The organism is Chloroflexaceae bacterium (assembly GCA_025057155.1).
Lineage (GTDB): Bacteria > Chloroflexota > Chloroflexia > Chloroflexales > Chloroflexaceae > JACAEO01.
In genome coordinates this window covers 30570-50474 of sequence record JANWYD010000007.1, presented here as the reverse complement: position 1 = coordinate 50474, position 19905 = coordinate 30570, and the positions used below count along the sequence as shown (strand labels likewise).

The 19905-nt window shown below is 65.4% G+C and carries 18 protein-coding genes; 11 read left to right on the top strand and 7 right to left on the bottom strand.

What is annotated here, in order from left to right; all coding sequences use genetic code 11:
* Positions 1–216: 216 nt before the first annotated feature.
* Positions 217–1269 (bottom strand): radical SAM protein, encoded by a 1053-nt coding sequence (locus NZU74_07440; GenBank protein MCS6881152.1) that lies wholly within the window; start codon positions 1267–1269, stop codon positions 217–219.
* A gap of 117 nt (positions 1270–1386) precedes the next feature.
* On the opposite strand from NZU74_07440, the gene NZU74_07435 reads away from it, so the two are divergent.
* From NZU74_07435 to NZU74_07400, 8 genes are all read left to right on the top strand, one after another.
* Entirely contained in the window at positions 1387–2394 is a 1008-nt protein-coding gene (locus tag NZU74_07435) for a glycosyltransferase family 2 protein (GenBank protein MCS6881151.1), read from the top strand.
* Positions 2395–2832: 438 nt separating this feature from the next.
* A complete protein-coding gene (locus NZU74_07430; protein ID MCS6881150.1) occupies positions 2833–4629 on the top strand; it encodes an NYN domain-containing protein in 1797 nt (598 codons plus the stop codon).
* A 21-nt stretch (positions 4630–4650) separates the two neighbouring features.
* Positions 4651–5313 carry a phosphoribosylanthranilate isomerase gene (locus tag NZU74_07425; GenBank protein ID MCS6881149.1) on the top strand — a complete coding sequence of 221 codons (663 nt, stop codon included), beginning with the start codon at positions 4651–4653 and terminating at the stop codon, positions 5311–5313.
* A complete protein-coding gene (locus NZU74_07420) occupies positions 5291–6775 on the top strand; it encodes a metallophosphoesterase (GenBank protein ID MCS6881148.1) in 1485 nt (494 codons plus the stop codon). Before NZU74_07425 ends, NZU74_07420 begins: the two co-directional genes overlap by 23 nt.
* Before the next feature lie 86 nt (positions 6776–6861).
* Positions 6862–7200: a hypothetical protein gene (locus NZU74_07415; protein MCS6881147.1), complete on the top strand. Its 339-nt coding sequence runs from the start codon at positions 6862–6864 to the stop codon at positions 7198–7200.
* A 121-nt stretch (positions 7201–7321) separates the two neighbouring features.
* A complete protein-coding gene (gene trpB / locus NZU74_07410) occupies positions 7322–8518 on the top strand; it encodes a tryptophan synthase subunit beta (GenBank protein MCS6881146.1) in 1197 nt (398 codons plus the stop codon).
* Positions 8519–8553: 35 nt separating this feature from the next.
* On the top strand, positions 8554–9474 hold the full coding sequence (locus NZU74_07405) for a diacylglycerol kinase family lipid kinase (GenBank protein MCS6881145.1): 921 nt from the start codon (positions 8554–8556) through the stop codon (positions 9472–9474).
* A 77-nt stretch (positions 9475–9551) separates the two neighbouring features.
* On the top strand, positions 9552–10616 hold the full coding sequence (locus tag NZU74_07400) for a ParB/RepB/Spo0J family partition protein (protein ID MCS6881144.1): 1065 nt from the start codon (positions 9552–9554) through the stop codon (positions 10614–10616).
* A 60-nt stretch (positions 10617–10676) separates the two neighbouring features.
* Here NZU74_07400 and NZU74_07395 read toward each other — a convergent pair whose 3' ends face one another.
* The 3 genes from NZU74_07395 to trxA form a co-directional block, all read right to left on the bottom strand.
* On the bottom strand, positions 10677–10952 hold the full coding sequence (locus tag NZU74_07395; GenBank protein ID MCS6881143.1) for a hypothetical protein: 276 nt from the start codon (positions 10950–10952) through the stop codon (positions 10677–10679).
* Positions 10949–11239, bottom strand: coding sequence for a metal-sensitive transcriptional regulator (locus tag NZU74_07390; protein MCS6881142.1), 291 nt, complete (start codon positions 11237–11239; stop codon positions 10949–10951). The genes NZU74_07395 and NZU74_07390 overlap by 4 nt, the downstream gene beginning before the upstream one ends.
* Positions 11240–11307: 68 nt before the next feature.
* A complete protein-coding gene (trxA, locus tag NZU74_07385) occupies positions 11308–11634 on the bottom strand; it encodes a thioredoxin (GenBank protein ID MCS6881141.1) in 327 nt (108 codons plus the stop codon).
* A gap of 253 nt (positions 11635–11887) precedes the next feature.
* Between trxA and NZU74_07380 the strand changes: the two genes are divergently transcribed.
* The 3 genes from NZU74_07380 (at position 11888) to NZU74_07370 (ending at position 15492) form a co-directional block, all read left to right on the top strand.
* Positions 11888–12619, top strand: a complete 732-nt coding sequence (locus NZU74_07380; GenBank protein MCS6881140.1) for a metal-dependent hydrolase — start codon at positions 11888–11890, stop codon at positions 12617–12619.
* 267 nt (positions 12620–12886) lie between these two features.
* Positions 12887–14197 (top strand): hypothetical protein, encoded by a 1311-nt coding sequence (locus tag NZU74_07375; protein ID MCS6881139.1) that lies wholly within the window; start codon positions 12887–12889, stop codon positions 14195–14197.
* A 41-nt stretch (positions 14198–14238) separates the two neighbouring features.
* Positions 14239–15492: a serine hydroxymethyltransferase gene (locus NZU74_07370; protein ID MCS6881138.1), complete on the top strand. Its 1254-nt coding sequence runs from the start codon at positions 14239–14241 to the stop codon at positions 15490–15492.
* A 205-nt stretch (positions 15493–15697) separates the two neighbouring features.
* Here NZU74_07370 and NZU74_07365 read toward each other — a convergent pair whose 3' ends face one another.
* The 3 genes from NZU74_07365 to rplI form a co-directional block, all read right to left on the bottom strand.
* Positions 15698–17113, bottom strand: a complete 1416-nt coding sequence (locus NZU74_07365; protein MCS6881137.1) for a hypothetical protein — start codon at positions 17111–17113, stop codon at positions 15698–15700.
* 585 nt (positions 17114–17698) lie between these two features.
* Positions 17699–19030 carry a replicative DNA helicase gene (gene dnaB, locus NZU74_07360; GenBank protein MCS6881136.1) on the bottom strand — a complete coding sequence of 444 codons (1332 nt, stop codon included), beginning with the start codon at positions 19028–19030 and terminating at the stop codon, positions 17699–17701.
* A gap of 293 nt (positions 19031–19323) precedes the next feature.
* A complete protein-coding gene (gene rplI / locus NZU74_07355; GenBank protein MCS6881135.1) occupies positions 19324–19824 on the bottom strand; it encodes a 50S ribosomal protein L9 in 501 nt (166 codons plus the stop codon).
* Positions 19825–19905 lie beyond the last annotated feature (81 nt).

The window sequence follows — 19905 nt, the reverse complement described above, 5'->3', positions numbered from 1 at the left end:
CCTGGCCGGTGGATCAGATGCGGCTTTCATCATACGCGGAGCAAGCCACCCTCACTGCGTGCTGGCCGTCCGATTATAACGTACTCTCGCCACGCTATGACACAGCTTCGCGATTACCGTGGAGCACGGGCGCATGGGGGAAGCCGGTGCGCCCTTACCGGCCGCACCTGTCGGCGTCGGGGAGCGGGCGGCGCGCTTCCTTCAGCAGCCAGAGAATCACAGCCCCAGCACATCGCTCAGCAACGGGTACAGGGAACTCTCGCGCAGCGCGGCCGGATCGATCGTTCCCGCGTAGACCTGATCGGCCAGGGCCCGCTCCTTGACCGCGACCAGCTCGCGACCCTGGACGCGATTGCGGAACGCGGCATGTTTGAGCAGCAGGGCCGCCTCGTTACGCGGCGCAAGCCGCCGGGTAAAGATGCGATGCGGCACACGCGCCTCCAGGCCAAGACCATCGCAACGGTCAAGCAACTCGCGGTCAATCTCCTGCCGGTAGAGCGCATTGACGGTGGGCTGATCGCGGTAAAGATCGCGGTAGTAACTAACCGGATAGTTTCCCAGCCGGGCCAGTAATTCGTTGATGCGTATCCAGTGGTGCTGGTTGGGAATGTGCAGATAATCCCAGATCACAAAGTCAACCTGCGCGTCAGCGCAGGCCCGCACCATTGAGCGCAGGGCAGTCTGCCGGTCAGTGACATAGGGGATAATAGGCACGATTGCCACCCCCACCGGCACGCCAGCGCGCTTCAATTCGCGCAGCATTTCCAGGCGCAACCCCGGCGCCGGCGCTTTGCCCTCCAGCCGTTCGCTCAGGTGCGGATCGACGGTCACCAGCGTGGTCATCACCACTGCCAGGCTGCGCTCATTCATACGCTGGAGCAGCGGTTTATCCTCCAGCACCATGGCGCTCTTGGTAAGCAACAGGCAAGGTTGTTCTCGTTCGGCAAGCACCTGCAGCGTCTGGCGGGTCAGGCGGTAGATCTGCTCGGCGGGCTGGTACGGATCGCTCAGTGCGGTAATGGCGATCAGGTCGCCGCGATCCACATCGCGCAGTTCGGCGGCGAGGCGCTGCGGCAGGTCGAGCGGAACGTATATCTGTTCGTTCAGTGGCCGTTCCTGGTAGATCCAGCTATCGCAGTAGGGGCAGCCCAGCTCGCAGCCGGAATAGATGCTGAGCGTATAGCTGGAGAGAAAAAACTCGTTGATGGTTGGCCGCCGCGGACTGAGGGCCGGGCGATCCGCGAGGGTTTCACGAATGTAGTAGGCCATGGGGCACCTGTCGGCCTCGGCGGATCGGATCGAGGCTCGGTTGGATTGTAACAACATCCGGGGAAACCGCAAGGGCGCCTTGCGCCTGTGGCGGTTCAGCTTTACAATCGCGCCGCTATGAGCCATAGCCCGCCGCACGTCGCCGCGATCGTCGTCAGTTACAATACCGCCGCCCTGCTGCGCGATTGTCTGCGCTCGCTACGCGATTGCACGCTCCCCCTGCGCGTGGTCGTAGTAGACAACGCCTCGCGTGACGGCAGCGCGGCGCTGGTGCGCAGCGAGTTTCCCGAAGCGGAACTGGTGGCGCTGGAGCGCAACCGCGGGTTCGCCGGGGGCGTCGCGGCGGGCCTGGCCTATCTCGCAGGCCAGCCTGTTAATGCATGCGCATGTGATCCTGAGAATGCCATTCGTTCCGAATCAATTTCCCGCTTCAAAATCTTTACTCCCTACGCGCTCATTCTCAACCCCGACACGGTGGTGCATCCCGGGGCGATTGAGCGCCTGGTCGCCTTCCTCGAGGCCCACCCGCGCGTTGGCATGGCGGGGCCGCGCCTGCTCAACCCCGATGGCACGCTGCAACCGGCGGCGTTCCGCTTCCCCACCCTGCTGATGACCGCATTCGACCTGTTTCCGCCCGGCGAGGTGCTGCCAGGGCGGCTATACGGCTCATGGTGGCACGGACGCTACCCGCAAGAGCGCGGCGAAGAGCCCTTCCCCATCGATCACCCTCTTGGCGCCTGCATGCTCGTGCGCGCCGAAGTGCTGGCCACTGTTGGCGCCATGGACGAAGCATACTTTATGTATAGCGAAGAGATCGAGTGGTGCTGGCGCATCCGGCAGGCCGGCTGGGCCATCTGGCAGGTGCCAGCGGCGCGGGTGACCCACATCGGCGGCGCGGCCACCGCCCAGGCGCGCTGGTCCATGCTGGTGGCCCTCTGGCAGAGCCGTGACCGGTTCGCCGCCATGCGCGGCCCGGCCTGGCGCCTCGCGGCCCATCGGGCCATCGTGCGCGCCGGTATGCTGCGTCTGACCCTCCGCGCCTGGCGCGCCTACCTCGCCGGGCGCATCGAACGTGACGAACTGCGCGCGCGCCTGCTGGCCTATGGCCGGATTCTTCGATTCTAACGGCGGAACATTGACACGCCCCGGAGACGGCGCACTGGCGCCGAGAGCGCCGCGCAACTCCTTGCATCCGTAACGTTCCGATGCTATAGTAGCAGTGAACCGGCAGCAACCGTTGAGTTGGCGGCCTCAAGGGAATAACGTGCTGGTATTCGAACGGAATTGTCAGATGTATGAGGCGGAGCCAGGGAGATTTCCCGGTGTTGCGCCTGTGCCGCTGCCCCTGGTCACCGGCAACGCTCGCCGATGGCACGATGCGATGACTGGCGCTGTCGAGCCAATGAGCCAGACGCGCCCGCGTAGTCGTCGCGCTCCGGCTCGCGTTCCGCGACCACTGGCGCCGCAGGTTAGAGGCGGCGCCCCGATGGGCAGCCCCGCGCCAACCCCGAAGTATCTCCCGCCTGCCTTACGACCTACAGTACAGGAGCAGATTAACAACCAATGTACGAGCAACGGCGACCCGACGTCGCAGTCTTCATTGACTTCGAGAACGTCTACGTTAGTGTCCGCGACAAGCTGAACGCCAATCCGAATTTCGAGGCGATTATGGACCGCTGCGGCGATCTTGGCCGCGTGGTCATCTCTCGAGCTTACGCTGACTGGTACCGCTACCCCCGCGTCACGAGCGCCCTGTACGCCAACGCGATCGAGCCGATCTACGTGGCGACCTACTACTACGACAAGGATATGGGGCGCACCGGCCGGGCAATCAAGAACAGCGTCGACATGAATCTGTGTATCGACGCGATGAAGACGCTGTTCACCAATCCAAATATCAGCCGGTTCGTGCTGGTTACCGGCGACCGCGATTTCATCCCGCTGGTCAACAGCATTCGCCAGCAGGGGAAGGAAGTCTATATCATCGGCATCGGCGGGGCGGCAAGCACGCACCTGGCCCAGAGCGCCGATGAGTTTTTGTTTTACGAGCAACTGGTTGGCAAAACGCCCAGTGGTTCCGCCGCCGCCACGGCAATTGCCAGCCGCGCTACTGAGCTGAACCGCAGTATCGAAGCGGCGCTCGAATCGCCGCGCGAACCGGTCGTTGACCCCTCCGCGTCGCCGGGCGCGCCCGCCGCCGAACCCGACATCTACGATGTGCTGGTGGAAGCGATCCACCTGGTGCGCAAGCGTGGCTATGTCTCCACCCTCGGTTCGATCAAACTGGTGATGAAGGAGCTTATGGGCGGCGACTTCAAGGAGAGCCGCTACCGCGATCTCAACGGGCGTCCTTTCGCAAAGTTCAAGGACTTTGTGCTGGACGCCGAGAAACGCGGCAAGGTGCAGATCTTTACCAATGGCACCGTCAACGAGGTCTTCCTTCCCGGCGAGGACCCGTATAAGCTCTCCCAGTTCGCCGCCGCCCTCAGCGAGGAACCGCCGGTCGAGCCGGTGGCGGATACGAGCGTTTTCAGCAATGGGCGCAAGGAGACCTCGAGCGCCATCAGCGCCGCGATGGCGGTCGAATCCAGCCCCACGCCCGGCGGGCGTCGCCGGCGCCGGCGCTCGCGCCGCAGCCAGAATGCCGCTGCCCCGGCGGAAGCTCTCGATGTGCAGGCGTGTGAGGCGGATCTCGATGAACTGGAGTATACGCCGCCGCTTGAGGAGGAGGTGCAGGCGCCGGGAGAGGACATCTTCACCCTCGATGAACTCGAGCACGCCGTTGATGATCTCCCCCTCGGCGTTGAACATCTGGCCGAGGAGTTCGTCTCTATCGTCGAGGACGTGACGGAGGAAAGCGACGACCTTGTCGAGTTCGCGCCGCCTGAGCCTGAGGACCTCCTCTCTGAAGTCTCACCCGCAGAGTTCGCTGGCGCGGTGGTGGAGGAGTTTTTGCCGGACGCGCCATCCGAGGCCGCGGCAGAAGCGGTCGCCATAGCCGAAGCAGCGCCCCCCGCAATTCAGGAGGGAGTGGTCGAGTTGCTGACCTCGGCTGAACCTGCCGAGGCCACGGCCGAAACCGCGCATGAAAGCGATGAGGGCGGTGATGCGTTCGAAGCGCTCGAACCGATCGTGTTTAGCGACGAGGAATGGACGATCTTTCGGGAGATGATGGCCAGTTTTAGCCGGCCCGTCTCCTTCCAACAGATCTTCGACACGCTTCGCGAACGGCGCAAGGAGCATAATCTGGTCCGTACCAATGAGCAGTTGCGCTCAATGGTCAAGCAGGCAATCAACTCCGGCATGCTCGAGCGGAGCGGGCGCGGAAAGCGGGTCTACTATACGCTGAAGGCGGAGTAACCGACTGCTGCTGGAGTGCGTGTGATTGTCAAGATCTGCGGCCTGCGCCGCGCTGACCACGCCAGCGCCGCCGCGGCCGCCGGAGCGGACTGGATCGGTCTGGTCTTCGCGGCGAGCAAACGGCGGGTGAGTGTAGCCGAAGCCAGCGCCATCGCCACGGCGTTGCGCGAGCGCCCCACTCCCCCGCCGTTGCTTGCCGGCCTCTTTGTGAACGAATCCCCTGCTACGATCGCTGCTGTCGCCCGCGCCGTGGGTCTTGATCTGATCCAGTTGAGCGGCGATGAGCCGGTCGAGTACGCCGACGTGCTGCCCCTGCCCGTCCTGAAGGCCGTGCGCCTTACCGGCGCGCCTGTTGAGCAAGCCTGGATCGCGCGGGCGCAGCGCGAACAGCCGGAACGGCAGGCGATCTCCGCCCGTACACCGCCCCGGGTGCTGCTGCTGGTGGATGCGCACGTGCCGGGGGCCTATGGAGGCACCGGCGCGCCGGCCGACTGGTCGCGGGCCGCCGCGCTCGCCGCCGAGACGCCGCTGATCCTGGCGGGGGGCCTGCATGCTGCCAATGTCGCCCGGGCCATTGCCACGGTACGGCCAGTCGGAGTTGATGTGAGCAGCGGCGTCGAAACCGACGGGGTCAAGGATCCAGCCAAGATCGAGGCCTTCATTGCCGCAGTACGCTCAGCCTAGAACACGCGTCCCGGCGCATGCGATCATCCGCGCCCTGCAGGTCATCGGCGGGGCAGCCCTGCTTGCGCTGGCGTTGCGCTGGGTCTTTCTCCGCGTGCGCCGGGTAGTGCTGCGACCCACGGACTATACTACGCCCCCCATCGGCCCGGACGCCATCACTCCCCGGCAGCGCCGGATTGTGGTGAGCGATCTGCATCTGGGAGGCGGCGACCACCTCGATGATTTCACCGATGATGCGGCGCTGATCGCCTTCCTCGACCACTATGTCTCCGGCGAACCTACGGAACTGATCCTGGCGGGGGATACAATCGAATTTCTCCAGGTGCGCCTGCCCGACCTTGACGATGATGAATACAGTGACGCCGCCGCCGCGCGGCGCATTGAGACGGTGATCCGCGCTCACGCCGGGGTGTTCGCCGCACTGGCGCGCTTCGTCGCCCGACCCGACGCGCAACTTACGCTATTGATCGGCAACCATGACTTTGAGTTGCACTACCCTGCCGCCAAGGCGCGCCTGCGCGAGGCCCTCGGTCTTGCGCCCGACGACCCGCGGCTGCGCTTCGGGGTGAGCTACCACGGGGGCGGCATCTACATCGTGCACGGCAATCAGTTTGACGGCTGGAACCGCTTCGTCCACTTCGACGGTGTTACCGAGCCGTTTGAGGTGGTGCGCGGCACCCAGATGGTCAAAGAGGTGATCAATGACCTGGAGGACGAACCGCTGGCCATCGCCCCCTTGATTGACAATGTCAAACCTTCCTCGGCGCTGTTCTGGTACCTGCTGGCGCTGCCACAGTTGCGCACGCCGGCGGCGCGGCGCTTTCTGGCCCGCGGGGTGGCCGGCTTCCTGCAAGTGGTAGCCTGGCCCGAACCCCACCAGATGCCGATCACCGGCGAAGGCCCCGGCGGCATGCTCAGCGCCCCGGCGCTGCGCGGCTTCTGGCGCTGGACGGCGGGCATCCGTCGCGGGCGCGTGGCCCGCCATCGTGAAGTGGCGCGCCAGGTGGGCATGGTCGCCAGCGCGGTGGAACCGCCCGGCGAGATGATTGACCAGGTGCAGAGCGAAGCGACCCGCCAGGCGGCGCGCGAGGTGCGCGCCTTCAACGACCGCTGCGCCCGCGAAATGCTGCGCATCGCCCGCAGTCCCGCCCATCGAGACGATACGCTGTTCATCTGTGGACACACCCACCTGGCCGGTATTGTGCCCCTCGGTATGGGCCAGTACTATATCAATACCGGCACCTGGACCGAAATCATCTACGATATTGCCACCATGCGCCGCCAGGAACAGCGCTTTCCCTTTCTTGAGATCACCTATCCCGATGGCCCGCAGCCGCGGGCGCGCCTGCTGGTGTGGATCGATCCCGAAACGCCGCCCCAGCCCTGGCGCGAAGGGGCGATATTGCGCCTGCCCCGGCACGGGCCGCGGCCAACCTCGCAGACCGCCGCTGATCGGGTATAATGGGGAAACGTTTCGCGCCTGTGCTTCCGGTCTCGGCTTGCGGGCGCGCGCTATGCGCCCGTTCCAGTCAGTCAGGAGGAAAGCCTATGAAGATCCTCGTTCGCATTCTCGGCGTCGCCGCTCTGGTCGCGCTGGCCGTGGTCATTGTCCGCGCCATTCGCCAGTACCGCGAGGATAGCGTCTTCGATCTGGCGCCCGCTCCCGCCAGCGGCGACGGCCAGCGGCGTAGCATCAGCCCCGAACTGCTGAGCATTCTCGCCGATCCCGGCGACAAGGGCCCGGTCGAACTGATCACCGATAGCAACGGCAAGGAGTGGCTGGTCAATCGCCGCAACGGGTACCGCTACCCGGTTGAAGATGGCATCCCGATCATGCTGCTCGAAGAGGGCGAGAAGAACAAGGACGAGAGCCTGATCCAGCGGTAAGGCAAGGTTCAGACCTGAGCGTTCCAGCTTGACAGTTGCTCCATCGTTAACCGGCCTGTGGAGGTGTGGGTCCGACGGTCAAGCTTATTTGAAACGCGCCTGGGAAAGCGAGTTCACGTGCATGGCAATCGCGCCTGAGGCTCAGCGGACGGGCCGCTTTGGCCCCTATGGCGGGCGGTATGTGCCCGAGACGTTGATGCCCGCCGTAACGGCCCTGGAGGAGGCCTATGCGGCGGCATCCGCCGATCCGTCGTTCTGGGAGGAACTGACCCATCTGCACCGCACCTACACCGGGCGTCCCACGCCGCTGAGCTACGCCGCTCGGCTGACTGCGCACTGCGGAGGGGCGAAGATCTACCTCAAGCGCGAGGATCTGGCCCACACCGGCGCCCATAAGATTAACAACGCCCTGGGCCAGGGGTTGCTTGCCCGGCGCATGGGCAAGCGCCGGGTGATCGCCGAAACCGGAGCGGGCCAGCACGGCGTCGCCACTGCCACGGTTTGCGCCCTGCTGGGTCTGGAGTGTGTGGTGTACATGGGCACGGAAGACATGGCCCGGCAGCGGCCCAATGTCTTCCGCATGCGCCTGCTGGGGGCCGAGGTGCGCGGCGTGGAGAGCGGCTCGCGCACCCTCAAGGACGCCATTAATGAGGCTATGCGCGACTGGGTGACGAACCCCGATAGCTACTACCTCCTCGGCTCGGCTCTCGGCCCGCACCCCTACCCCGCTATGGTGCGCGACTTCCAGAGCGTGATCGGCCGCGAGGCTCGCGAGCAGATCCTGGCCGCCGAGGGCCGCCTGCCCGACGTGATCCTGGCCTGCGTGGGCGGCGGCTCCAACGCCATCGGCATCTTTCACCCCTTCCTCAACGACGCAAGCGTGGCGCTTCGCGGAGTAGAGGCGGGCGGGCGCGGCCCGCGCCTGGGCGACCACGCCGCCCGCTTCCTCGCCGCCAGCCCTGGAGTGCTCCAGGGCACATACTCCTACGTCTTGCAGGACGAGGCCGGGCAGATCGCTCGCACCCACTCGATCTCCGCCGGGCTGGATTACGCCAGCGTCGGCCCGGAACACGCCTGGCTCCACGACACCGGCCGCGCGACCTATACCAGCGCCGCCGACGAGGAGGCCCTCAACGCCTTCGAGTTGTGCGCGCGCCTGGAGGGCATCATTCCCGCGCTTGAAAGCGCCCACGCCGTGGCCGAGGCCCTGAAGCTCGCCCCGCGTCTGGGCCGCGACCAGATCATCCTGGTCAATATGTCCGGTCGCGGCGACAAGGATATTTTCACCGTCGCCGAGGCCCTGGGCGTGGCGATCTGAGGCGCGAGGGCTTCGCCGTCCCGCCCCCTCCCGCTATGAAGACCTTTGTCATCCTTAACCCCGCCGCGGGCCGGGGCGCCGCCGGCAGGGCGCGCTACGAGCTGGAACAGGCCCTGCGCCGCGCCGGGGTGGACTATACGCTCGTCGCCACCCATGCACCCGGCGGGGCGGTCGAACTGGCCGCACAGGCGGTCGAGCAGGGCTTTCCCTGCGTCGCCGCCGCCGGGGGCGATGGCACGATCAACGAAGTGGTCAACGGCATCCTGGCTGCCCGCCAGGCCGGCGCGGGCGACGCCGCGCTCGGATTGTTGCCGCTCGGCACCGGCTGCGACTTCGCGAAGATGTTCCCCGGCTTTGATACCGGGGGGCTGCCCGGCATGGCCTACCGCCTCGCCGCCGGGAGAATGACCAGCGTTGACCTCGGCGCGATCAGCGTTGAGAGCGGCGGCCTCGAACTGCGCCGGGTCTTCATTAACGGCCTCGGTGCGGGCATTGACGCCCAGGTTGCCGTTGAGGTGCAAAACCTGCCCCGTCTGACCGGACTTGCCGCCTACATCGTCGCCTCGCTGCGCGCCCTGGCAACCTACAAGCCTGCAGTGATGAGCGTGCGCTATGACGGCAAGGAAGTCCATAAACGGCTCTTCTTCGCCACCGTGGCCAGCGGACGCTGGCAGGGCGGCGGCTTTCTCCTTACCCCCGCGGCGAAGCTCGATGATGAACGGCTCGACCTGTGCATCGTGCCGAAACTGCGCCTCGATGAGGTGATTCGCTACTACCCCAGACTGTTCGACGGCAGTCACGTTGAGCTGCGCCAGATCATCACCGCCACCGTTCAGCAGGTCGAGATCGCCTCGGCTGCGCCCTTCCCCGTGGCCACCGACGGAGAGGTGCTGACCACCAGCGCCCGGCGCGTGTGCGTCGACGTGCTGCCGCGCGCGATGCGCGTGGTGGTGTAGTGGTTGCCGCGCGCGGCCAGTTCTGCTATACTCCGCCCTGGCACAAATGTTTTGCATTTCAGCGGAGTGTCTTTTCTATGCAGTTGCTCTACCTTGATCCCCGCCAGCTTGAGGCCGACCCCGACGGCGTGCGCGAGGACCTGGGCGATATTGCCGGTCTTGCCGCCACCATCGCCGAGCGCGGCCTGTTGCAGCCGCTCGGAGTGGTCAGCGTGGGCGGCGGGCGCTACCGCGTCGTCTACGGCGGGCGGCGCCGGGCCGCCGCCGAACGCCTGGGGCTCGAGAAGGTGCCCTGCATCGTGCTTGACGCCGATGACCCCGATCTCTTGCTGCGCCAGGTGATCGAGAACGTGCAGCGGGAGGATCTGAACGACCTTGAGCAGGCGCGGGCCTTCGCCCGCCTGCGGGCGCGGATTGCCGAAGAACGGGGCCGTCTGCCCGACCACGCACTCGACGAGGCGGTCGGCGCCGCAGTGGGCCTGAGCGGGCGCACTGTGCGCCGCTACCTGGGGTTGCTCGAACTGCCCGACGAGGTGCAGCAGTTGATCCGCCGCCGCGAACTGAACGTCACCCAGGCCCAGCATCTGCGCCGCGTCGCCAACCCGCGCACTCAGGTCGAACTGGCGCGCTTCGCGGTCGAGGAGGGGCTGTCGGCGGCTGAGTTGAGCCGCCTGGCGGCCTACTTCGCCGCCAATCCGAACCTGAGCCTCGAGACGGCATTGCAGGCCCTGGAAGCGGGCGAGCAGTTGCGCACCGGCCCTTCGGGGCCAGAGGTGCAGATCAGTGGCGGGCCGCTGGCGAAAACCAGCGCGAGCACCGTGGAGCGCGAGGAAGCGGACGCCGATCTGTGGGTGGACGAAGCGACGGATGACGAGGCCGGCTCCTACCTGGGCGTTGAGGATGAGACAATCGAAAACCAGCCGCGCAACAAGGCGCGGGTGTTCCGCATCCGCTCGCTGGACCAGATGGTGGATGAGACCGACCGGCTGGCGCGGGCCTACGCCGAGGGCGACGTGGTGAAGTGGGTCAAACACGACGAGGGCGCGCCCTTCAAGTTGCGGCTGCTGCTCAAGCAACTCGAGAGCCTGACCCGCGGCTTACGGGAACTGGCGCGCCAGCAGGGCTGGGAGGTGGAGGAGTGATCGTATTTTGGATTGTGGATTTTGGATTGTGGATTTTGGATTGCGGCGGCGCGTGACGGGTCAATCCTGGGAGGAGCGGCGCTTCGCGATGAGGAAGGCTTCGGCCCCGCAGGCCCGGGCGTAGGCGAGGGCCATATCGGCCAGGGGGCCGTCTTCGCCGCTGAGATAGGCGCGCACGGCGGGGACGAGGGCCAGCGCCGCTTCAGCGATGGCCGGCTTGAGACGCACCCCCGGCCGCTGCGCGGCCAGCACGGCGCCGTAGAGCACCGCGCGGTCGGCTTCACGGGCCAGATCGGCGGGGGTGGCCCCGATCCGGCAGGGAGGTTCCTGGCTCATCGCACGCCCTGAAACAACTCGATCAACTCGGCAATGACCTGATCACGGGCAAGTTCATCGTCGCTCAGGCAATTCCGGGCGTAGCACTGCAGCACCTGATTGCTGACGCTGGCCAGGGCCGACTTGATTGCCGCCACCTGGATGATAATCTCGCGACAATCGCGACCCTCATCAACCATGCGCTGCACGCCGCGCACCTGGCCTTCGATGCGGCGCAATCGCAGCAGAATATCCTCGCGCCGCTCCGGCGACAGGGTGCGCACAGAGCCAGCTTGCGGCTCAACCATGGTGACCTCCTTGTCAACGTGCGGTGTGCAGCGACAGACGCCGGCAGGCGATCGTCCGCGCCGCCTTCTCAGGCGAGCACCTTGTCGAACACCTCGCGATACTGAGCCTCGGAGCGGGAACCGACCAGCCGCCCGACCTCCTGGCCGTTTTTGAAGATGACCAGCGTGGGAATACCCTGAATGCCCAGCCGGCTGGCGTGCTCGATCTCTTCGTCGGTATTGATTTTAGCGATGGTCAGGCGCCCTTCGTACTCGGTGGCGAGCTTATCGAGGATGGGCGCAATCACCCGGCAGGGAGCGCACCAGGGCGCCCAGAAATCCACCACCACCGGCCTGTCGGCCTGGAGCACCTTCTCCTCGAAATCGGCGTCTGTCACTACAATCGGCTTGGCCATTCCGTATCCTCCTTTACGGACCGCCCGCGGCCCGGAACATATCTCCTCCGTGGGTACCCCCACAGGGTACTTCATTATACCGTGCTACGGCGGGCTGTCAATCGCCGGGTTCCCTTGTGCTATACTAGGCTCCGGTGGGTGGGGCAACTCTGCGAGTTGCCCTCTGTGGGTTGCCCTCTGCGAGTTGCCCTCTGCGAGTTGCCCTACCCGGCTGCCCCTGTGTCGAGGTCAGTGTGTCGTTAAGGAGGGAACAATGACCACGATCGGCAAAGATGTGACGATCACCTGGGTCGGCCACGGCACCTTCCACATCACGACCCCTGAGGGGAAGAACATTCTGATTGACGCCTGGGTTGACGGCAATCCCGCCTGTCCCGAGCCGCTGAAGGCCCGCGTGCGCCAGAACCTCGCGGCCATCTTCCTGACCCACGGCCATTTCGATCACATTGGCGACGTGCAGGCCCTCGCGCAGGATACCGGCGCCACTCTGGTCTGCCAGTTCGACATGGTTCCCTATCTGGAATCCAAGGGCATTTCCAATGAGAAACTGGTCGGCATGAACATGGGCGGCACGGTGAGCGTGGCCGATGTGTATGCCACCCTGACGGTCGCTCATCACTCCAGCACGATCTACGAAAACGGCCAGATCATCAACCTGGGCGCCCCGGCGGGCTATGTGCTGCGCTTTAGCAACGGCTTTACCATTTATCACACCGGGGACACCTGCGTTACTATGGATATGCAGATCATCAAAGATCTGTACAATCCTGATCTGGTTATTTTGCCAATTGGCGATCATTTCACTATGGACCCGCGCCAGGGCGCCTATGCGTTGAAATTGATCGGCGCGCGCTACGCCATCCCTGAACATTTCGGCACCTTCCCCGTCCTGAAAGGCACCCCCGAGGCCCTGGCGGAAGCGTGCAAAGAGTTTGGCGTCACGACCGAGATTATCGCCCTTAAACCGGGCGAGTCGGTGGCTTGATGCAAGAGGTTTCGTGGTTGTAACCACACCGGCTCAACCCTCACCCTCCTCTTCACCCGCTCCCTCTCCCGCCTGGCGGGAGAGGGAGGGAACGCGAGAGGGACACGCGCGGCAGGGCGCCGCTCGACTCGCGAGGTGCGGGCCTCTATAGCGTTTCTCGAATAAGGTTGAGCCGTAACGATAGCGGCGCAGGCGCAGCGAGCTACACCGCTCAGTGTCCTCAGCGGATCAAGCATTCCGGTCAGTGCTCTAGTTCAGGATGAGCCTATGCGCCATCTTCCTGTTTTTCTGCTGGTCGCCATTGTGGTCCTGAGCGCGCTGCCTGCGGCCAATCTGCAAGCCCAGGGCGAGCAACGCTGCTTCCGCGAAACCGGCCAGTGCATCAGCGGGCCGATCCGGCGCTACTGGGAACAGAATGGCGGGCTGGCGGTCTTCGGCTTTCCGATTTCACCCCTGCGCCTCGAAACGATTGAGAACTGGACCGGGCCCGTGCAGTGGTTCGAGCGCGACCGGCTGGAGGATCACTCTGCTGAAGGACAGGGGGTGCTGGCGGGGCGCCTCGGCGTCGAGTACCTGGCGCGCCAGGGGCGCCCGTGGCAGTTCCGGCCTCCGGGCGAACCTGTCCCCGGCTGCCGGCTGTTCCCTGAAACCGGCTACTACCTGTGCGGCGGCTTTCGCGCCTACTGGGAGCGCAACGGCGGGCTGGCGCGCTTCGGTTTCCCGATCACCGATGAGATTGCCGAGGTGATTGAGGGGCGCGCGCTCGCGGTGCAGTACTTTGAGCGCCGGCGCATGGAGTACCACCCTGAGAACCGCCCGCCCTTCGACATTCTGCTCGGATTGCTCGGCCGTGAGGTGCTGCTGGGAGGCCCGCTGATCGCACCGACGCCCGCGCCGCCAACCCCGATCCCGCCGACGGCAACGCCGATCCTGCCCCAGATCTTGCTCGACGAACCGGTCGAAGGCGCGGTGGTCAGCAGCCCGGTGCGTTTGAGCGGTCGCACCACCCGCACCCCCGCCGACGAGCGGTTGTTCTACCGCTTCACCGAGCCAAATGGCGCCGAACTGGCGCGGGGCACGTTCCCTGTGCGCGAGCAGCGTTTCTCGCAGTACATCGCCTATACCGCCCCCCTCGGCAACACGGTGATTATTGAACTGAGCGAGGTTGACCCGCGCACCGGGGCGGTGATTGCCAGCACCCGGCGCAGTGTGCGCTACGCACCCACCACCGCCCAGCGGATCACCATTGAACAACCGGTGGATGGCAGCAGGGTCGGCACGCGAGTGCAACTGCGCGGCCGCACCGTCATTTACCCCTCTGAGGGCGATCTGTACGTCACCGTCTTCGACACCCGCGGCACGGTGGTGTACTCGGTCATCGCAACGGTGCGTGGCATCCCCGGCCAGGCAGTTGATTTTGTGATAGACTTTGATCTGCCTGACCAGGGCGGCCGTCTGGTGACCATCGAGGTCAGCGACGTCAACTCGCGCGGCGACCTGCTGGCGCGAGCCACCGTCAATGTCTTCGCGGGAACAGCCTATCCCGCTCCCCGCGCTGCAACCGGGTCGGCGCCGTAACAGAACGTAACATCGTTGCAGCTTCGTTTGAAGGAGGAACCATGCTTGAGCATCTACGGGCGTCCGACCCCGCCATCGCCGCGGCCATCGAGCAGGAGGCGCGTCGCCAGCGCGAGGGCCTGGAGCTGATCGCCAGTGAAAACTACACCAGCCTGGCCGTGATGGAGGCTCAGGGTTCGGTGTTGACCAACAAGTACGCCGAGGGGCTGCCTGGCAAACGCTACTACGGCGGCTGCGAGTTTGTAGACATTGTTGAGCAACTGGCCATCGAGCGGGTGCTGAAGCTGTTTGGAGCGCCAGCGGCCAATGTGCAGCCCCATAGCGGCGCCCAGGCCAACATCGCCGTCTTCACCGCCCTGTTGCAGCCGGGCGACCCCATCCTGGGCATGCGCCTCGACCACGGCGGCCACCTGACCCACGGCAGTCCGGTGAACTTCTCCGGCAAGTGGTACCAGGTCCACTTCTATGGTGTAGACCCCGCCAGTGGACAGATCGACTATGATGACCTGCTGCGCAAGGCAAAGGAGGTGCGCCCGAAGCTGATTACCTCGGGCGCCAGCGCTTACCCGCGGATCATTGACTTCGCGCGCATGCGCCAGATTGCCGACGAAGTCGGCGCGCTGCTGATGGCCGATATCGCCCACATTGCGGGGCTGGTGGCCGCGGGCGAACATCCCAGCCCCGTGGGCCACGCCCAGGTGATCACCACCACCACCCACAAGACGCTGCGCGGCCCCCGCGGCGGGCTGATCATGATGGAAGAAGAACTGGCGAAGGCGATCAACTCGGCGGTCTTCCCCGGCACGCAGGGCGGTCCGTTGATGCATGTGATCGCCGCCAAGGCGGTGGCCTTTGGCGAGGCCCTGCGCCCTGAGTTCAAGACCTATGCCGCGCAGATCCGCCGCAACGCCCGGGCGCTGGCCGAGGGCCTGACCCGTCGGGGCCTGAAGTTGATCAGCGGCGGCACCGACAACCACCTGATGCTGGTGGACCTGACCGGCCTCGGCATTACCGGCGCCCAGGCCCAGAAGGCCCTTGATCGCGCCTGTATCACCGTCAATAAGAACGCCATCCCGGACGATCCTCAGCCGCCCATGCGCACGTCGGGCATCCGCATCGGCACGCCCGCCGTCACCACGCGGGGCATGCGCGAGCCGGAGATGGAACGCATCGCCGGCTGGATCGTCGAGGTGCTGGAGCGCATCGACGACACCGCTGTGCAGGAGCGGGTGGCCGCCGAGGTGCGGGAGCTGTGTCAGGGCTTTCCGGTGCCCGCCGACGCGGTGCGGGTGTAGCGGGGCATCTGGACGAACGACGCTCTTCTCACCGGTCTGTGGAGGGGTGGAGCGCAAAACCACCCGGTCCGGTTTAAGCCTGCTGAGACGCAGCGCTGCTCCTCCACCTCTCCACACCTCCCCATCTCCACATCTCTACATCTCCACAGGACCGGTTTGTGGAGGTGAAGGCCGGATCATCGAGCTAGTTTGAACCTCGCGCGCCCTACCACGCCTCTGATGGCGGCTTCAAGAGCCGCGCCCCGAGGCTCAGGGCCACGCCGAGGGCGCCAATCGCTATCAAGATCAGGCCGACCAGACGCTGCCGCCGGTCGAGCGTGGCGCGCAGGTTCAGGGCGTTGCTCTGGCGCACCGTATCGCCGAGGGCGGCAAACTCGGCGGCGGCGCTATCGGCGGCGGCGCGGGCCTCGGGGTAGCGGAAGGAGCGGGCCAGGTCGCTGGCGGCCTCGAGCCGGGCGCTGGCCTGCAACCCACGCATCGCTCGCTGTTCGTAGATGGCCAGCACTTCGGCCTGGCGCGTATCATTAAGTTTGCCATAGGCGGTGCGCGCCGCCTCGATCAGCGCCAGCGAGCGCTCGTAGTCGGCGGCTTCGAGGGCGGCGCGGGCGCGCTCGGCCAGTTCCTCGGCGCGCATCCCCGCCTGGGCGCGCGTCAATAACGCCTCGGCCTCATCCAGCACATCGGGCGGCTGGGTGTCGGCCTGGCGGCGCAGCCACTCCAGCGTCTGCTGCAACTCCTCCACCGCTGCGGCATAGTTGCCCTGAGCGACCAGGTCGCGCGCCAGGGCCAGATCGTAGCGCTCCAGTGCATTGCGCCGGTACCCCCCGTCCAGGTAGCCGGGCAGCCAGTCGAGCCATTCGGCTTCGAGTTCGGTGGGCGTGCGCCCGTAGACATGCTCCAGGGCCGCGCGATAGTTGCTGCTGCGGGCGCTGGCGCGGAGGAACTCGCGGAACTGGGCGAAACCGTTGCGATCCACCAGAAAGGCCACCACCGAAAGCGTCTGCGGATAGGCCACCTCAGGGGCGCCGTAGATCTGTTCACGGTGGTCGAAGGCGGTCCAGGGCAGCAGGCGGCCCTGCTCGTGCGCGACGCGCAGCATAGCCACCCGGCGTTCCAGTTCGCCGGAGGCATGCTCCATATACTGGGCCAGGCCCTCCTGAAAGCCGGTGTTCAGGCGGTTCTCGCTCAGATCGGCGGCAATGATGTGCGTCAGTTCGTGGCGCACATTGTTGCGGATCTCCACCTCGGTCTGCTGGGCGGTGCGCTCCAGGATGACGACCAGTTCACGGCGCTGGAAGTCGGCATGGGCGATCACGCCCGGCACGTTGCGCGCCGCGGGGTTTACCTGATAGTAGTCCTCGCTGGTAGGATAGAGCCGCAGGACCAGGGGGGTGGCGGTGCGGAAGCCAAAGGCGGCGGCAAGTTCCAGGTAGATCTCGTCAACCCAGGCGGCGTAGCGCCCGGCCTCGGCCTCACTGCCGGGGGCGTAGAGAACGGTGAAATAGCTCGTGGCGCGCTGGCGCCAGGGCGAGCCGGGCTGCGCCGCGGCCATGCCCGGAACCAGGAGCATCACGATCAGCGCCACAAGCAGCGGCGCAAGCAGGCGTCGCAGTCGTTCCACAGGGTTTTCCCGTATGCGCAACCCGCGGGTCGCCCCGGCATTACCTTTCCCCGCCGCGTTCCATCCGGCGTCCTCTACCGCTCTACCCGCGGTTGGTTGAGGACGATCGGCTCTCTCAGTGTACCAGATTCCGCGGGGCCGTGCCGCCAGGAACGCCGCTCAACAATGGGAGGGCGCGGCCCTTCCAAATCCTCCTCTGGCTAAGGAGTCAGTCCGCCGCTGCGCTCCGCTCCGCGCCCTTCTCTCTCCATCGCAGGTGGAGAGGGAGGGGGTCAGGGGGTGGGTGAGGAACATCATTCACCCCGGCCCCCTCCCCAACCCTCCCTCGCTGGGGGAAGGATGCGAAACCGGATAGCAAGGTGGTTGCCATTACCCCCAACCCTCCCTCGCTGGGGGAAGGAGTCCAGCTCCTCCCCCCAACGGGGGGAGGTTGGGAGGGGGGTGGAAATGCAAGGAAACTTCGTTCACCGACTAATTAGCCCGCAGCGTTCGGCGATGCCGGATTTAATTCTTAAAGATCATTCGAAACGATTGATCCGCAGCGATGGCGCGCGAGCAAGCCAGCCACACGGCTCGTTGATCTCATCAATACCCCTCGGGAGCGCGGTAGCGTTCCAGGTTCTGGAAGCGCGTGGTGCGCGGCTCGAAGCGCAGGGGGATCACCCCCAGCGGGCCGTTGCGGTGCTTGGCGATATGGATCTCAGCGATGCCTTTTTTATCAGTGTCTTTGTCGTAGAGTTCTTCGCGATAGATGAACATCACGATATCGGCGTCTTGTTCGATGCTCCCCGACTCGCGCAGGTCGCTCAGCATCGGCACGTGGCTCTGGCGCCCCTCAACGGCACGAGAGAGCTGCGAGAGGGCGATCACCGGCACGTTGAGTTCGCGGGCGAGGGATTTGAGACCGCGGCTGATCTCGCTCACCTCCTGCACCCGGTTATCGCTGCGCCGGCCCGACATCAGTTGCAGGTAGTCAATCATCAACAGATCCACGCCGACCTCGGCGGCCAGGCGCCGGGCCTTAGAACGCACCTCGGCGATGCTCAGGCCGGGAGTGTCTTCAATGTAGATCGGCAACTCTGAGAGCACGCCCATACCCTCGAAGGCCAGGTTCAGCTCATCGCCGCGCAGATTGCCAGTGCGCAGACGCTGCATATCAATCCCCGTGTGCATCGCCAGCACCCGCTGCACTATTTGTTCGCGACTCATCTCCAGGCTGAAGATGCCCACGGTAGCGTTGCTCAAAAAGGCCACGTTGTAGGCCAGCGAGAGGGCCAGGGAGGTCTTGCCGACGCTGGGCCGGGCCGCCAGGATGATCAGGTCGCTGGGCTGCAGGCCGCCGGTAATCGCATCCAGATCGGGGTAGCCGGTGGGCACGCCGACCACTTCGCCGCGCCGCTCCTGAAGGCTCTCGATCTGCGTGAACAACTGGTTAACGACCTGGCCAATGGCCACGAAGTCCTGGGTGCTGCGGCGCTGCGAGACGCTGAACAATTCGGCTTCGGCGCGATCCAGAGTCTCGTCGAGGTCGGCGGTCTCATCGTAGCCCATGGCGGCAATTTTGCCGCCGGCCTCGATCAGGCGGCGCAGCACGGCGGTGCGTTCGACGATGCGGGCGTAGTACTCGATGTGCACCGCTGTGGGCACCTCGGCGGCCAGGTCGCTGAGGTAAGCCAGGCCGCCCACTAGTTCCAGGCGTTCCTGGCGGCGCAACTCCGCTGCGACGGTGGCGAGATCGGGCGGTTCGCGGCGGTTGTAGCAGGCCAGCATGGCCTCGTAGATCAGGGCGTGCTTTTCGAGGTAGAAGTAGTCGGATGGCAGCCAGGGCGCGATGGTGACAATCGCATCCCGTTCCAGCAGGATGGCGCCGAGCGTGGCGCGCTCGGCCTGTAGATCGAATGGCACGGAGCGATCCATAGCTTTTTCCCCTGCTTTTCCACCTCGCTCCCCTGATTTTCCAGAGGCTTTCCACAAGGGGTGCAGAAACGACGATGTGCCACGGCACTGCCGCGGCACATCCTTGAACGGATGTTCAGTTGTATTTTAGCACAGGCGTGTTACAACACGGTCATAGCTGAGAAGAGCAGGAAAACCAGGTGTTGCTCCTGGAGAGCGGGGCGACCCTCCGGGTTGCCCCGCCAGGCTGGAAAGGCTTGCCTGTCGCCGGGCAGGATCAGTCCTACCGGCTGCGGGGACCGTCTTCTGCCGGGTTATGCCTGCTCGGCAGCCGTTTCGGCATCAGACGGGGCGGCAGCAGGAAGACCGCCCTCACCGGCGACCACTACGTTCACCACCGGCTCAACCCCGCTCATCAGGCGCACGGTCACCGAATAGGTTCCGGTACGCTTGATCGGCTCTTCAAGCTCAATCTTGCGGCGGTCCACCTCCACGCCCAGTTGCGCGGCGATCTGCGCGGCAATGTCGCTACTGGTGACCGAACCGTAGAGCCGGTCCTGCTCGCCTACTTTCACGGTAAAGGCTATCGTGCGGCCATTAATGCGCGCAGCGACGGCCTCGGCATCGCGGCGCGCGGCCTCGGCGCGCCGCCGCTGGGCGGCGAGGCGCTCCTCGGCCTGCTTGATCTGGCCAGGGGTGGCCAGCACCGCGTAACCCTTCGGGATCAAATAGTTGCGCCCAAAACCGCCAGAGACGGATTTAATATCCCCCGCTTTGCCCAGGTGCTCAACATCCTGGAGCAGGATGACCTTCATTTTTGCGCCCACAATGCCACTCCTCAAATGCACGGCTCGCAATGCAACGCCGGGTATGATACCACAGCGAGCGGAGGAGCG